General features: G+C 37.8%; 8 protein-coding genes. All 8 read left to right on the plus strand.

The genetic code is table 11. The annotated features are described in order from the left end of the window. Window positions 1–57 precede the first annotated feature (57 nt). The 8 genes from IRZ80_RS03675 (at window position 58) to IRZ80_RS03710 (ending at window position 16,512) form a co-directional block, all read left to right on the plus strand. The gene (locus IRZ80_RS03675) at window positions 58–1,122 is read left to right on the plus strand and encodes a Gfo/Idh/MocA family protein (RefSeq protein ID WP_194640210.1); all 1,065 of its coding nucleotides are present in this window, start codon (window positions 58–60) and stop codon (window positions 1,120–1,122) included. Then, on the plus strand, window positions 1,119–2,699 hold the full coding sequence (locus IRZ80_RS03680; RefSeq protein WP_194640211.1) for a sodium:solute symporter: 1,581 nt from the start codon (window positions 1,119–1,121) through the stop codon (window positions 2,697–2,699). The genes IRZ80_RS03675 and IRZ80_RS03680 overlap by 4 nt, the downstream gene beginning before the upstream one ends. Before the next feature lies 1 nt (window position 2,700). After that, complete coding sequence (locus IRZ80_RS03685) at window positions 2,701–4,881, plus strand: alpha-rhamnosidase (RefSeq protein ID WP_194640212.1); 2,181 nt, start codon at window positions 2,701–2,703, stop codon at window positions 4,879–4,881. 115 nt (window positions 4,882–4,996) lie between these two features. Further along, window positions 4,997–6,679 carry a hypothetical protein gene (locus tag IRZ80_RS03690; RefSeq protein WP_194640213.1) on the plus strand — a complete coding sequence of 561 codons (1,683 nt, stop codon included), beginning with the start codon at window positions 4,997–4,999 and terminating at the stop codon, window positions 6,677–6,679. Between the two features lie 188 nt (window positions 6,680–6,867). Continuing rightward, entirely contained in the window at window positions 6,868–7,998 is a 1,131-nt protein-coding gene (locus IRZ80_RS03695) for a glycosylase (RefSeq protein ID WP_194640214.1), read from the plus strand. A gap of 80 nt (window positions 7,999–8,078) precedes the next feature. After that, the gene (locus tag IRZ80_RS03700; RefSeq protein ID WP_194640215.1) at window positions 8,079–11,357 is read left to right on the plus strand and encodes a glycoside hydrolase family 2 TIM barrel-domain containing protein; all 3,279 of its coding nucleotides are present in this window, start codon (window positions 8,079–8,081) and stop codon (window positions 11,355–11,357) included. Between the two features lie 102 nt (window positions 11,358–11,459). After that, on the plus strand, window positions 11,460–14,852 hold the full coding sequence (locus IRZ80_RS03705) for a glycosyl hydrolase (protein ID WP_194640216.1): 3,393 nt from the start codon (window positions 11,460–11,462) through the stop codon (window positions 14,850–14,852). A 226-nt stretch (window positions 14,853–15,078) separates the two neighbouring features. Beyond that, the gene (locus IRZ80_RS03710; RefSeq protein ID WP_194640217.1) at window positions 15,079–16,512 is read left to right on the plus strand and encodes a sialate O-acetylesterase; all 1,434 of its coding nucleotides are present in this window, start codon (window positions 15,079–15,081) and stop codon (window positions 16,510–16,512) included. Window positions 16,513–16,581: the final 69 nt, after the last annotated feature.

The raw sequence follows: 16,581 nt of genomic DNA on the forward strand, positions 1-16,581 counted from the left end.
TTGATGATAAAGATTAAGAAAGATTATTCGTGAATTCAAGGCATTAAACTAAAAGCAATGTTAAAAATAGCCATTTTAGGACTTGGAGAAGGCCGCAGTACAATGTCGGCCGTTTTAGAAAGTTCAAAACTAGAGCTTGTCAAAATATGTGACAAAAGTGAGGAGTTGTGTAAGAAGAGATCAAAAGAGTTTGATTTTCATTCTTTTACAACAAACTATGATGATTTATTGCAAGATAGCGCAATCGATATAATTGCAATATATACACCGGATCATCTGCATGCACAGCATGTTAAGCAGGCATTATTACATGGAAAACATGTAGTGTGTACAAAACCGTTTATTGATGATTTATCAGATGCCAAAGAATTATTAGAATTAAGTGAAAAGACAGGTAAAAAGGTCTTTATCGGACAGAGTTCTCGTTTTTTTGAACCGGCAAAAAGACAAAGAAAAGATTATAAAACAGGAGTAATAGGGGATTTAATTACAATTGAATCCCATTACCATGCGGATCATCGTTGGTTTTTGGAAAAAGAATGGTCCTTATTGCAATCATTTAAATGGCTGTATGGCGGTTTGAGCCATCCTGTAGATTTCATTCGTTGGTATTTGCCAAATATTGAAGAGGTAATGGGGTACGGAATGATTAGCAGCAACGGAGTAACAGCGGGTTTGAAAAATGAAGATACAATGCACTTTATTTTTAAGGCAACCGATGGCAGAATTGCTAGAGTGAGCGGTGTTTATACTTCGCCAACACAGCCAACCAAAAGAGACAGCGGTATGAGTGTTATTTTGAGAGGTACTGAAGGGGCAAGCCAAGCTGATTATCACGAATTACGTTATTCAGTTACTGACAAAAAGGGAGAAGAAAAAATAATTCATTGGGGTGATTCGACTATTAAATATTATTTCCGTTTTGAGGGGCAGAGCCACCATGGCGGTGAATACCAAAATTACCTGGAATATTTTGCAGATAGTATTGAGCAGGATTTTACGGCTTATCCAGATATGAACGAAGGAATAAGAACCGTAGCCTTACTGCAGGCAATGGATAAATCATTACAAACAGGAATGCCAGTAAAAATTACTGATGTTCTTAATGAATATGGCCTATGAACAGCATTTATGACAAATTAACGATCCTCGATTTTATAATAGTTGCTGTTTATTTAGTGACTTTATTGGTCATTGGTTATGTGGTCAGTGTCAAGCAGAGCAAAAAGAACGAAACGCTTTTTATGGCGGGAAATTCGCTGAATTGGTACAATATCGGATTCAATATGTGGGGAACCAATGTGGGACCTTCTTCCTTATTGGCTTTTGCCAGTATTGGTTATGCCACAGGAATTGTGGCAGGAAATTTTGAATGGTACGCTTTTGTTTTCTTATTGCTTTTGGCAATGGTTTTTGCGCCTCGGTATATTGCGAGTAAAGTAAGTACGATGCCCGAATATATGGGAAAACGGTATGGCGACAGTACTCAGACTATCTTGGCTTGGTACGCTATGGTCAAAATTTTGGTAAGCTGGCTGTCATTAGGATTATTTAGCGGAGGGATTTTGGTACGTCAGATTTTAGGAATCCCGATGTGGCAGAGCGTTACAGTTTTAGTCATTTTCTCTGGGATTTTTACGTTTGCCGGAGGATTGAAAGCCATTGCTAAAGTGAATGTTTTCCAGATGATTTTATTAATTGCTGTATCGCTTACTTTATCTTATTTAGGATTGCAGAAAGTAGGAGGAATTGAAGCTTTGATTGCCAAAACACCTTCGAATTTCTGGAATTTAGTACAGCCTGCAAACGATGCGCATTATCCATGGACAGCTATTTTATTAGGATATCCTGTTGCCGCAGTGGCTTTCTTTTGTACGGATCAATCTATGGTGCAAAGTGTTTTGGGAGCAAAGAATCTGGAACAGGGACAATTGGGGGTTAATTTCATTGGCTGGCTAAAAGTAATGGCATTGCCTTTATTTATTCTGCCTGGAATCCTTTGTTATGTTTTATATCCTGAATTGGGTAAAAATTCTGATTTGGCGTATATGACAATGGTTACTAATTTATTTCCAAGCGGCATGAATGGACTGGTGATTTGCGTAATGATTGCTGTTTTAGTGGGAACAATTGGTTCGTCTCTTAATGCGTTAAGTACGGTTTTTACAAATGATATTTATGTAAAGAAAATGAATCCGGCCGCAACCATTAAGGAACAAATTAAAATAGGACGTATTACAATTGCTGCGGGGTGTTTATTTGCCATTCTCATCGCTGTGGCAATTGATAATATAAAAGGGCAAAATTTATTCAATATTTTCCAAGCCGTTTTAGGTTTCTTGGCTCCGTCTTTATCAGTGGTGTTTTTGTTGAGTATTTTCTGGAAACGCACTACCAAAAAAGCAGTAAATGCAACTCTTTCATGGGGTTCGGCTTTTAGTTTGTTTGTGGGAGTTTTATATCTGTGGGTTTTTCCAGCAGACAAGTATCCTGTTTGGCCCCACTTTTTATTGATATCATTTTACATTTTTGCGGTTTTAATGATTGGGGCAATTATCATTTCATTATTGGATAAAAATCCGGAAACTAATTTTGTTAGTGAAACCGATGTTCCTAAAACCAGTAAACGAGTGAAGATCTTGTTCGCTTTATTGGGACTAACCATTTTGAGTTTATACCTCATTTTTAATTTCAATTAATATGATCACATTTACTTCTTTAGGTCAACGTTTTAAAACGGCTGTTAGTGTTATCGCATTATTGTTTTTATCCGAAATGTCTTCGGCTCAAACATGGATTTATTATCCTGGAGATTTTGAAGTTTGGTTAAGTAATAAAATGCAGGTAAGACGTACAGAACGCGAAGCCGTATTTCCACCGCTTTGGCAATATTACAGTCCGTATGCTTTGGTGACTTTTCAAACAGAAGTAGATATTCCAGCACCAGACGAGGTAAAAATTTATTCGGAAGGAACTTTTCAGTTGATTTTAGACGGTGTTCAGGTTTATGGACAGCCAAAATCATTAAAAATTCCTGCCGGAAAACACAAAATTTCCTTTAAAGTATATAATCAGGAAGTGTTGCCGGCTATTTATATTGCTGGTAAATACGTTAAATCAGACGCTTCTTGGAAGGTGACTAATGAAGACAAACTTTGGATTGATGAAAATGGAAAAGCACAGCAATCCGGCACGCCTTGGGTGCCTGTTGGATCCTGGAATTTTGACTCGCCAGAGCATAAACCTTCCGAATTTAAACTCACAACCAAACCTTTGAGTGCCAAAAAAACAGAAAAAATAGGAACTGGTCAATTGGTCGATTTTGGTAAAGAAACTTTTGGTTATATCAAAATTCACGGTTTAAAAGGAAAAGGGAAAGTGGCTCTTTATTATGGTGAATCTCGTGAGGAAGCGCTGGATACGGCCAAATGCGAAACATTAGACCATTTATCTTTTGATGGAAATCAGCCCGAAACCTACACACATACAGGTTCCAAAGCATTCCGCTATGTTCGGGTAGAGACAGATCCAACAGTAAAATATGATTCTATTTCGATGCTTTATGAATATTTGCCATTGGACTATCGTGGTGCATTCAAATCTTCAGACGAACAATTGAATAAAATTTGGGATGTGTCGGCTTACACGATGCATTTAACATCCCGCGAATTTTTTATAGACGGAATCAAACGCGACCGCTGGGTTTGGTCTGGCGATGCATATCAAAGTTACTTGATGAATTATTATTTATTCTTTGATTCGGCTTCGGTAGAACGAACGCTGTTGGCGCTTCGTGGCAAAGAACCGGTGACAGCTCATGTAAATATCATAATGGATTATTCGCTCTATTGGTTTGTGGGTGTTTACGATTACTATTTACACACTGGCGATACGAAATTTATCAAGACTTTTTATCCGCGAATGAAATCATTGATGGAGTTCTGTTTAAAAAGAAGAAATACAAACGGATTCCTCGAACCCTTGGAAGGTGATTGGGTTTTTATTGACTGGGCAAACGGATTACCAAAAACCGGTGAGGTTAGTTTTGAACAAATGCTTTTGGCAAGAAGTTTAGAGGCTATGGCTGTCAGTGCTAAAATTGCAGGTGAAAATGAAGACCAAAAAGAATATCAAAAATTAGCTTCTGATTTAAAAACAAAACTATTTGATGTGTTTTGGGATAAAAAAGAAAACGTGATGAAGCATCAGCGTATCGACGGTAAAATGCAGGATATTGTAACTAGATATGCTAATATGTTCGGTATTTTCTTCAATTATTTTAATGAAGACCAAAAACAAAGCATCAAAAATAAAGTACTGCTTAATGATAAAATTCTTAAAATCACGACACCTTATATGCGTTTTTACGAGTTGGAAGCCTTGTGCGCTATGGGTGAACAGAATTATGTTTTAAAAGAAATGAAAAACTATTGGGGCGGAATGCTAAACGAGGGAGCGACCTCTTTCTGGGAAGAATACAATCCTAGCAAAAAAGGCGCAGAACATTTAGCGATGTATGGACGTCCTTACGGGAAAAGCCTTTGCCACGCTTGGGGTTCAAGTCCAATCTATTTGCTGGGTAAATATTATTTAGGAGTAAAACCAACCGCTCCCGGTTATGCTGAATATGAAATCAAACCTAATTTAGGTGGTTTACAATGGATGGAAGGAAAAGTACCAACACCAAAAGGAGAAGTTAACGTTTATTGCAGTACAAAAGAAATTAAGGTTAAAGCAGCTGAAGGAGAAGGTAAATTGATTTTTGAAAGTCAAAATAAACCAAAAACCAATTCAGGAACGATTACAGAATTAGCAAAAAATAAATATCAGTTGATCGTAAAGCCGAATGTGGAGTATAAAGTGATTTATAAGGCGATTTAAGTGTCATTGCGAGGAACGAAGCAATCTCACTAACAATTAGACAAAGCTTGATTTTGCAAATGTGATTGCTTCGTTCCTCGCAATGACAAGACTGTGGAAATTAAAAATAAAAAAAATGTTTTCGAAAAACACAACATACAATTTTAAATTAAAAACCGCTTTTCTTGCGCTTTTTTCAATCTGCATTCAATTTGCAGAAGCACAAAACACAGCTTGGAAGCCTGTAGCTTTTGAAATAATAAAATCCAATTACAAAACATTCAAAACAACACAATACGCCCATGTTTTTTCAGGAAGCAAACACAATATTGTAGGTTTAGTTCCAGAATTACAGGGATTAACAGGAATTGAATTGCCTTTGGATGCCTATAAAAAAGGTACAAATGCTCCGTTACAGCTAAAGTTCAAAGAGCCGGTTCAGCTTTTGGTTGGTGTTTTTCAGGAAACAAATAACAAAGAATATCTTCAGCCGAATGCAATTGAAAACGGAAAATTGATTCTTGAAAATGGAGTTACGATTACTGGATTAGCTCCCGTAAATATTTATGCCATCGCTTACGCAAAAGGAGCACACACGATTCTGCCAAACGCAAAAGGATTGTTTGCCGTTTTGGGAGTAATAAAAAGCAGTCAGCAATTGATTGCCCGAAACGCCGAATTATTAGATGGAAAACTTTGGAACCCAACCTACATTATTGAAGGATTCTCAGATGAAAAACCGCTTTTTGAAATTATAGGAGGAGAAAATAAACCCGTTATCGACGATGGAATGCCCGGAACAGAAGGAATTCAAGGTGGTTTTGAAGGCGGACGTGTTGTAAAAGTCGGTGATACCTATCATATGTTTCCAACGGAAAGAGCAGGAGAGAAAGGAGTGGAAATGTATTATGATCGTGTAAAAACTAAAATCGGTCACTGGACGAGTAAAGATGCAATTCACTGGAAAAGAGAATCCACCATTTACCAAGCCAGTGGAACTTATGCCGTAACCGAAGATGACAATCCAATGAATGACCGTCGAGGTGCAATTTGGTCGTATATGCCTGTTTTTAGTGAAAAAACAAACAAATGGTACGGTTATTATTTGGCGTATACCGTTCACAAAGAAATTCAGCCCAACCATTCTTTTGGAAGAATCTGGAGATGCGAATCAGCAGTAGAAGGCATCAACGGAATCGGCGGGCCATACAAAGATATGGGTATCATTATGGAGCCGGGATTGGATTCACAGCCTTGGGAAGGTCGTCAGGGCGTAGCTTCGTTTTTTCCGTATAAAGTAGGAGATAAGTATTTTGGTTTTTACAGTGGTGCCTATCCATTTGAATCCTGGGCAGATTATCCAAAGAAATCCGGAAAAGGCTGGTTCGTTGCTTTGGCAGAATCGAATAGTTTAGAAGGTCCATGGAGCCGAATGAATAAAGGTTTAGAACCGATAAAAACGATACATCCTCAATTTGTTGAAAACCCGATTGTGAGTCAGTTACCAAACGGTTTGTACATCGCTGTTTTTGACGGAGGCCCGGAAGGCTGGGGACATCATTTGCCGAATATGATTGGATATACACTTTCAAAAGACGGAATCAATTGGTCGGAAGCACATTATCTGCCAATCGAAACTAAAGTTGATAAATGGTGGGACATTATGCGAACACCGCTTTGTCTAATTCCAGAAGGAAATGATGTTTACACAATTGTATACAACGCTATTGATCTGAAAAAACGATTTCACCCAACCGGAATGCTAAAAGTGAAACTGAATAAAGAAGTAATGGAATCGCGATTGAAGGAATTGAAATAAAATAAAAATAATAATGGAACATGGATGACACGGATTTAAGCTAAACAGCGCAGATTTTAAAATAAAACAATATAAATTATCTGTAATTTTTTTTAATCTGTGGTAAAATTAAAAAAATAAAATCTGCGTCAACCGGTTTAATCCGTGTCATCCGTGTCCATTTAAGCACATACATTTATAATTATCAAATGAACAATACAATTAAATATCTTGTTTTTGGAATAGTGGCTTTGCTTACAATAAGCTGCGCAACAAAATATAAGAAAAGAGAAATCACCGAAACCGTAATGCAGGAGATTTACAACGAAATCAAAACTCCTTATAAATACGGTCTAGTAATGGTGCCAACGGATAACTCTTATAAAATGGACTGCCCTTCTGTATTCAGAAAAGACGGAAAATGGTATATGACGTATTTAATTTATGACGGAAGAGGTTATGAAACTTGGCTTGCTGAAAGTGATAATTTACTGGAATGGAAATATTTAGGAAAAGTGATGTCTTTTTCAGAGAATAAAAAACACTGGGATGTGAATCAAAAAGCGGGTTATATTTCATTGCAAGACATGACTTGGGGTGGAAGTTACGAATGGGAAAAATACGATGACAAATACTGGATGAGTTATTTTGGAGGAGACAGTAAAGGTTACGAAGCAGGTGTTCTGTCAATCGGAATGGCGTATACCAAAGAATCACCGACGAAACCACATGAATTTCAGAGATTGGAAAATCCGGTCTTAACGCCAAAAGATAAAGACGCTAAGTGGTGGGATAATAGTACGATGTATAAAAACAGTGTGATTCGTGATAAAGATAAATTGACAGGACACAATTTCATTATGTACTACAACGCCCGAGGAGACAGTATCAATCCTGCTAAAGGCGCAGAGCGTATTGCAATGGCGGTATCAAATGACATGAAACAATGGAAGCGTTATGGCGATAAACCATTGATCAATCATCATAAAGGAATCTCAGGCGATGCCTATATCCAGCGTATTAATGATACTTGGGTGATGTTCTATTTCGGCGCTTTCTGGACGGGCTGGAATCAGGGTGCATTTAACCGTTTTGCAGTTTCAAATGATTTGGTTAACTGGACCGATTGGAAAGGCGAAGATTTGATTAAATCGTCTGAACCTTATGACAATATGTTTGCGCACAAATCATTTGTTGTAAAACATGATGGTGTAGTGTATCATTTTTATTGTGCCGTAAACAAAGCAGAGCAAAGAGGAATCGCAGTGGCAACTTCGAAGGATTTAGGGAAAAGTGAAACGAGTTTTGTGGCACCACCGGAGAAGAAAGAGAAGAAATAAGTTTTAGACAAGATAAATAAAGAAACGGATAAAATAAAAATCTGCGAAGATCTGCGGAATCTGCGTGAAAAAAATAAAGAATGAAAACAATTAAAATTTTACTTTTTACACTGTTAACGTCAGTCATGGTACAGGCACAGTCCGTAACAGGAGAACCTGCGGGCGTTCCTGAGCCACACAAAAAATATGAATTTGCACCTTGGGAAGATCCAACAGTTACGAGCATCAATAGACAACCTTCAAGAGCAACTGCTTATTCGTATACCAACATTGAAGATGCCTTAAAAGGGGACAGAACCAAGAGCAGAATGCAGATGTTGAACGGCGATTGGGATTTTAAATATGCGGTAAATTTAAAAGAGGCTTCAAAAGATTTTTATAAAACAAAAGTATCCGGTTGGGACAAAATTGAAGTGCCTTCCAATTGGGAAATGAAAGGTTACGACAACCCAATTTACAAAAGTGCGGTTTATCCTTTTAGACCAATAAATCCGCCTTATATCCCGAAAGATTATAACGGAGTTGGTTCGTACCAAAGAAGTTTTACCGTTCCTGAAAACTGGAAAGATATGACGGTTACTTTACATTTCGGAGCTGTAAGTTCAGGTTTTGAAGTATGGTTGAACGGAGAATTTTTAGGATACGGAGAAGACAGTTTCCTGCCATCTGAGTTTGATGTAACGCCATATTTGAAAGCAGGCGAAAATGTAGTTTCTGTGCGGGTGATTCGCTGGGCGGATGGTTCCTATTTGGAAGATCAGGATCACTGGCGTGTGAGTGGAATCCAGCGTGAAGTTTTTATTATGGCAGAGCCAAAGTTACGCATTCAGGATTTCTTTGTTCAGACCAAATTAGACAAAAAATACGAAGATGCGATTTTCAAACTACGACCGAAAGTAGAGAATCTGACGGGACAAAAAATCAAAGATTATATGATGAATGTTCAGTTGTACGATGCTAACAATACGGCAATGTTCAAAGAACCGCTTCAAAGACCGGTGATCGATTTAATCAACGAAAGCTACCCGCGTCTGGATAATGTACGTTTCGGTTTCTTTCAGGAAAACATCAAAAATCCTAAAAAATGGAGTTCAGAAGAACCGAATTTATACACGATGGTCATTTCGATAAAAGATAAAAATGGAAATATTACCGAAGCCAAAAGCTGTAAAGTAGGTTTTCGTTCTATTGAATTTTCGAAAGAAAACGGAAAAATGCTCATCAACGGAAAAGAAACGTATGTATATGGTGTAAACCGTCACGATCATAACCCTGTACGTGGAAAAGCATTAACCAGAGAGGACATCAAGCAGGATATTACCACGATTAAAAAGTTTAATTTCAACTTCATACGTACCAGCCATTATCCAAACGATCCTTATTTCTACGAATTATGTGATCAATATGGAATTATGGTAATGGACGAAGCCAATCAGGAAACACACGGAATTGGAGGAAAACTGAGTAACGATCCAAAATGGACCAACGCCTATTTGGAGCGTATGACCCGAATGGTTGAAAGAGATAAAAATCACCCGTCAGTAGTGATGTGGAGTTTAGGCAATGAAGGCGGAAAAGGGCCAAATCATTCCGCAATGTCGGGCTGGGTTCACGATTTTGATATTACTCGTCCGGTACATTATGAACCTGCTCAGGGAAATGCAAAGTTAGACGGTTACATTGACCCGCTTGATCCAGGATATCCAAAAACAATTGATCACGCGTATCGTTTTGAAAATCCGCAGGATGATTCGTATGTAGATATGGTCAGCCGTTTTTATCCGGGGGTTTTCACACCTAAATTTTTGGTAGATCAGAAGAAAGATACAAGGCCAATTATTTTCGTTGAATACTCACACGCTATGGGGAATTCAGTTGGAAATTTAAAAGAATTATGGGATGAATTCCGTTCGCTTCCAAGAGTTATTGGAGGCTGTATCTGGGAATTCAAAGATCAGGGACTGGTAAAATTCGATTCCAGATCAGGTCAGAATTATTTTGCCCACGGAGGGGATTTTGGCGAAAAATACCATGATGGAAACTTCAATACAAAAGGAATTGTAGATTCTAACGGAAAACCCAAAGGCTCTATTTATGAATGTAAATGGGTGTTTCAACCGGTGACTTCAACCTTAAAAGACGGCAATCAATTAGAAATAAAGAACCGCAGTGCTGAAAAATCTTTAGCGGGTTATATTCCGGTTTTGAAGATTTTAGAAAACGGTAATGTAATCAAAACACAGATTTTAAAACCTTTCACTTTAGAAGCAGGACAATTCACAACATTAAATGTGAGTCAGTATCTTCCAAAAATGAAAGCCGATGCAGAGTACATTTTAAATATCGAATTCCAGCTTTCGAAAGATGAGTTGTGGGCTTCAAAAGGCTACGCTGTTGCAGAAGATCAGTTTCTGCTGAAAAAGAAGGAAGTTACTTTAGAATCTAAAAAAGGAAATCTAAGCGTTTCCGAATCAGATGCTGATTTTAATATCAAAGGAAAAACTTTTGATATCAAAATCAACAAAGTAAACGGAGCATTGAGCTCGTATGTTTTCAATGGAGAAGAACAGGTTTTTGCGCCATTGCTTCCAAATTTCGTAAGACCACTTACAGACAATGACAAAAGAGGATGGAAATCCCAAAAGCTTTTGAAACAATGGTACAAAGCGAAACCTAAATTGATAAACATTAAAATAGATAAATCAGCTTCAGATATTAAAATCATCAGCGATTACGAAATTATAAAAGACAGTGCTAGTGTAAATGTAGTGTACAATATCAGTCCAGACGGCGTGATAAAAGTTGATTATAGTTTAAAAGCTTCAGACAAACTGCCAAACATTCCAAAAATCGGAATGCAGATGGGTGTTCAGAGAAAATTCGACCAGATTTCGTGGTACGGAAAAGGCGAACTAGAAAATTACAACGACAGAAGTTTTGGCTCGTTTGTTGGTAAATATTCACTGCCAATAAATGATTTTATCGAACATTATCCAAAACCGCAGGAAAACGGAAACCGATGTGATGTACGATGGATGGCATTAAGCACTCCACAGAAAAGCAATGGATTTTTGGTGGTGAATGATTCCAAAGTTTTAAGCATGAGTGCGTGGCCTTACACACAAGAAAACCTGAGTTCAGCAGGTCATACGTACGATCTAAAAGATCCGGGATTTTTGACGGTAAATATCGACTTAATGCAGATGGGAGTGGGAGGGAACGATAGCTGGACATTAGTTGCACAGCCTTTGGAACAATATCAAATTAAATCAGGAGATTATCAATATAGTTTTTATTTAACGCCTTTCAGTGGTTCAAAAAACCAGCTGGAAAGCAGTTTGAAGAAGTTTAAGTATTAATGAAGTCATTGCGAGGAACGAAGCAATCATGTTTAGTTGCTCTCGGTATGAGATTTCTCCTTACGTCGGAATTGACAAACAAAACGGTTAAAAACAATTAAAATGTTTCAAAAAGCACACCTCTTTTTTATCCTCCTTTTCGCATGCTTCGTCTCTGCGCAGGAAGTCTATAAAAAAGAATCATTTCAGCCAACGATAGAATCCTCAAAACCTTGGGTGTATTGGTATTGGATGAAATCTGCTTATTCTAAACGCGGCATCACAGCCGATTTGGAAGCCATGAAACAAGCCGGAATTGCAGGCGCGTATTTAATGACCATCAAAGGGCCGGCAAATCTGCCATTGATGGATCCGCCGGTTTTACAGCTGAGTCCTGAATTTTGGGATATGATTCACTGGGCATTTAAAGAAGCGGATCGTTTAGGATTGAAATTGGCTTTTCACGGAGCAGACGGTTTCGCCGTTGCAGGTGGTCCATGGATTACACCCGAAATGTCGATGCAAAAAGTAGTCTGGTCAACAACTGAAATTTTGGGAGGAAAAAAAGTAGCTTCAAAACTGCCAGTTCCCGAACATTACAAAGAGTATTATAAAGACATTGTGGTTTTTGCCCTTCCGATAAAAGAATATCAGACGACTTCGCAGATTCAGTTACCAAAAGTAACGACATCAAACAATACTGATGCTTCGTTTTTGGCAGATTCTAAAAAAGATGAAAATTTCAAGTTTACAGATGCAGGCTGGATTCAGTATGAATTTGCACATCCTTTTACCTGTAAATCAATCGTAATTGAAACCAAAGGAAGAGATTATCAGGCACAGCGTTTAATTGTCGAAGTGAGCGATGACGGAGTTCATTTTAGATTCCATGAAAGACTGATTACACCGCGCCACGGCTGGCAGGATATGGATTTTCCAAATACGCATACCATTGCGCCTGTTACGGCAAAATATTTCAGATTTGTGTTTGATCCTGTTGGAACAGAACCAGGAGCTGAAGATTTGGATTTTGCCAAATGGAAACAAAACCTGAAATTGAGTAAAATCACACTTTCGAATCAGGCATTGATTAATAACTACGAAGGAAAATCCGGAGCAATCTGGCGTTTGACTCCACAGACAACCGAGAAACAAATTCCGAATTCTGAATCATTTAAAAAATCAGAAATCATTAATATTTCCAATTTTGTTGATGTTAATGGGAATCTGAACTGGAAAGCTCCAAAAGGGAAATGGAGAATTATCCGAATGGGACATACTTCTACAGGTCATGAAAATGCAACAGGCGGAGCAGGAAAAGGACTGGAAGTAGATAAATTCAATCCTGAATTAATCCGTTTTCAATTGGATCACTGGTTTGGAGAAGCCGTTCGTTCTGCTGGTCCGGAAGTGGCTTCAAGAGTTTTGGAAATCCTGCATTTTGACAGCTGGGAATGCGGAAGCCAAAACTGGTCTTCGGTTTTTAGGGACGAATTTAAAAAGAGACGCGGTTATGATCTGGTAGATTATCTGCCTGTGATGGCAGGAATTCCAGTAGAAAGTGCGGATTTCTCTGAGAAAGTTTTATACGATGTCCGAAAAACAATTGCCGATTTAGTTGCCGATAATTTCTACGGAACTGTTGCTCAGATTGCCAAAGAATATAACGTTAAGTTAAGTTCTGAAAACGTTGCACCGACAATGATGAGTGATGCGTTGCTTCATTACAAATATGTTGATTATCCGGGTGGTGAATTTTGGCTGAAAAGCCCAACTCATGACAAACCTTTTGATATGGTCGATGCCATTTCGGGAGGCCACATTTATGGAAAAGATATCATTCAGGCAGAATCTTTCACGGCTTTGCGAATGGATTGGGACGAACATCCCGGAAATCTAAAAACTACGGCAGACCGAAATTATGCATTAGGAATCAACCGTTTGTTCTACCATGTTTTTGTTCATAATCCGTGGACAGATAGAAAACCGGGAATGACCTTAGACGATATCGGAACTTTTTTCCAAAGAGACCAAACCTGGTGGAAACCCGGAAAAGCATGGTTTGATTATTGCCAGAGAGTGCAGTTTCAATTGCAAAAAGGAAAACCAGTAATTGATCTGGCGGTTTTTATCGGAGAAGATTTTCCGTCGCGTTCTTTTGTACCGGACAGATTGGTGCCTTTTATTCCGAATGTTTTTGGAAAGGAAAGATTGGAAAGCGAGAAAATCCGTTTGGAAAATGAAGGTCAGCCAACAGCCAAAATGCCGAAAGAAGTGACCTATTCAAAAAATATCACAGATTTATCACAATGGATAAATCCTTTAAACGGTTATCAATACGATTCGTTTAATGCTGATGTTTTAATTAACAGAGGGAAAGTTGTAAACGGAAAAGTTACTTTCGAAAATGGAATTGAATACGGCGCTTTATTGTTTCCGGGAAGTCATAAAATGGCGCCGAATAAAATGTTGTCTTTGGCTTCCGCCGAAAAAATCCTGCAGTTGCTAAAAGATGGAGCGACCATTTTTGTAGATGAAAAACCAACGATTCAGCCGGGAATTCAATCTGAAGAAAATCAAAAGAAATGGCAGCACGTGATTGATGAAATCTGGAATAATGGCAATTCATCTTCATGGAAAATCGGAAAAGGAACGGTTGTTAAACTACCTTATTTAGGAAACGATTTTGCTTCTATCGGAATTACACAGGACGTTTATTTTCCAAATCTAAACAGAGCGGATTCTGAAACGATTGCCTGGACACACCGAAAAGCAGAAAACGAAGAAGTATATTTTCTTTCGAATCAAAAAGGAGAAAAAAGAACATTTGATGCTTCTTTTAGAATTTCAGGAAAAATTCCGCAATGGTACAATCCTGTGAAGGATAAAACCATTATTTTAAATAATTGGAAAATTGAAAACGGACGAACAATTGTTACAATTTCATTAGTTGAAAACGAATCCGGTTTTGTGATTTTTAAGGACAAAACCGAAATGATTTCTGTAAAAGCGACACAGAATAATTCAGAATTTGAGACTGTTCAGATTTTAGATGAAAACTGGGAATTACAATTTGATTCGGAATATAAAGGTCCAAAAGAGATTGTGAAAATCAATAAACTTTTTGACTGGTCAACATCAGAAAATGAAAACATAAAATATTATTCGGGAACAGCTTCGTATAAAAAAGAGTTTGTCTGGAAAGGAAAAGCTTCTGATAAAATATGGATTGATTTAGGTGAAATTGCCAACATTGCCGAGATTACAATCAACGGTAAAGATTGCGGAACGCTTTGGACTTTTCCTTTCAAAACAGATATTTCGCAGGCATTACAAAAAGGAAAAAATACAATCGTAATAAAAGTGACAAATACGTGGGCAAACCGTTTAATCGGCGATCAAAAATTGCCAAAAGAAGAAAGATTAACGTGGACAACAGCACCATTTAGATTGGAAGGAAATCCGTTGTTGAAGGCAGGATTGTTGGGGCCGGTTTCAATTTTAAAAGAGAAATAATAGATATGTCGCTCCTCTGGAGCTTTTGTATGATGGTGATGCTTGTTCTATAAATATTTCGTCCCTCTGGGACTTTCTCAGTAAGATTGGGATATTTATGAAAGACAGTTTTAATAAGACGAAAAAAAAGCTCTGGAAGAGCGAATATTTATAGAAAATAATAGTATAAGAGTTGTTTAGCTACAGCGGAGCGACACATCTTTTTAGAATTTAAGAATAAAAACAAATGAAAAATTTTAAACACATTTTTTTAATTGTAATTGCATTTCTATCAAGTCTGCAAATTAATGCGAAAATCAAAATGCCAGCATTGTTTTCCGACAATATGATGCTGCAGCAAAAATCAAATGCGCCAATTTGGGGCTGGGCAGAAAAGAGTGCAAATGTTACAATCAAAACATCTTGGGATTCTAAAATTTACAAAACTAAAGCCGATGCTTCTGGTAAATGGAAAACGGAGTTGCAAACACCTGTTGCTGGCGGACCATTTACAATTGAAGTAACTGAAGGAGCTGAAAAAGTAACGATTAAAAACATTTTAATTGGCGAAGTTTGGCTTTGTTCTGGGCAATCCAATATGGAAATGCCTTTGAAAGGATTTCAGGGTCAACCCGTTAAAAACGGAAACGAAATAATCGTTCGATCAACCAATAAAAACATTCGTTTGATTACGATTCCGCGTGCGACGGTTTTAGAACCAAAAGATGATTTTGAAGGAAAATGGGAAGTTGCTTCTCCAAAATCGACTTCAAATTTCAGTGCGACGGCCTGGTATTTTGGATCGCTTTTGCAGGAAGTTTTAAATGTCCCAGTTGGGTTGATTCACGTTTCGTACGGAGGTTCAAGTATGGAAGCCTGGATGAATCAGGAAATGCTGAAAGATTTCGCTAGTGCTAAAATTCCGACCACAAAAGAGGAGTTGGCAAAAGATCCAAACCGTATCCCAACAACTTTGTTTAACGGAATGCTTTCGCCGGTTATAGGTTACGGAATCAAAGGCTGTATTTGGTATCAGGGAGAATCAAATTACGAACGAGCAAATGAATATACGGCTTTGATGAAGAAAATGGTAAGCAGCTGGAGAACAATGTGGAATGAAGGGGATTTTCCTTTTTACTTCGCTCAGATTGCACCCTTTAATTACGCTTCTTTTCATCCGAAAGATTATGTAGAAAAATACAATTCGGCTTATTTGAGAGAGGCGCAGTTTAAAGCTTCGAAGGAAATTCCGAATTCGGCAATGGCAGTTTTAATGGATATTGGTGAAGAAAATAACATTCATCCAATGGACAAGGAAAAAGGAGGAAACCGTTTGGCGTTTCAGGCTTTGGCAAGAACATACGGAATTGAAGGTTTCGAATTCGAAAGTCCTAAATACAAATCAATGGAAATAAAAGAGGGTTCAGTAACGGTTTCTTTTGATGATGCCGCCAATGGAATTACATCTTACGACAAAGAAGTTACAGGCTTTGAAATTGCAGGTGAAGACAAAGTTTTTTATCCGGCTAAAACCGTAGTACGAAGAAAATCAGTGGTCTTGACTTCGGATAAAGTAACGAAACCAGTTGCTGTCAGATATTTGTGGAAAGATTTCGCAAAAGCGGAATTGTTTAGTGGAGGCGGTTTGCCGGTTTCTTCGTTTAGAACGGATGAGTGGTAGTAGTATAATTGTTAATTATGAATTATAAGTTATGAGTTTCGTTCAGTTTGTCATTCCGAGAAACGAGGA

It is taken from the genome of Flavobacterium sp. HJJ (genome assembly GCF_015351475.1).
GTDB lineage: Bacteria > Bacteroidota > Bacteroidia > Flavobacteriales > Flavobacteriaceae > Flavobacterium > Flavobacterium marginilacus.

Bases quoted from the DNA above. Each gene is read 5' to 3' on its own strand.
- IRZ80_RS03710 (WP_194640217.1), top strand. From the start codon at position 15,079: ATGAAAAATTTTAAACACATTTTTTTAATTGTAATTGCATTTCTATCA.
- IRZ80_RS03690 (WP_194640213.1), top strand. From the start codon at position 4,997: ATGTTTTCGAAAAACACAACATACAATTTTAAATTAAAAACCGCTTTT.
- IRZ80_RS03675 (WP_194640210.1), top strand. From the start codon at position 58: ATGTTAAAAATAGCCATTTTAGGACTTGGAGAAGGCCGCAGTACAATG.
- IRZ80_RS03685 (WP_194640212.1), top strand. From the start codon at position 2,701: ATGATCACATTTACTTCTTTAGGTCAACGTTTTAAAACGGCTGTTAGT.
- IRZ80_RS03680 (WP_194640211.1), top strand. From the start codon at position 1,119: ATGAACAGCATTTATGACAAATTAACGATCCTCGATTTTATAATAGTT.
- IRZ80_RS03705 (WP_194640216.1), top strand. From the start codon at position 11,460: ATGTTTCAAAAAGCACACCTCTTTTTTATCCTCCTTTTCGCATGCTTC.
- IRZ80_RS03700 (WP_194640215.1), top strand. From the start codon at position 8,079: ATGAAAACAATTAAAATTTTACTTTTTACACTGTTAACGTCAGTCATG.
- IRZ80_RS03695 (WP_194640214.1), top strand. From the start codon at position 6,868: ATGAACAATACAATTAAATATCTTGTTTTTGGAATAGTGGCTTTGCTT.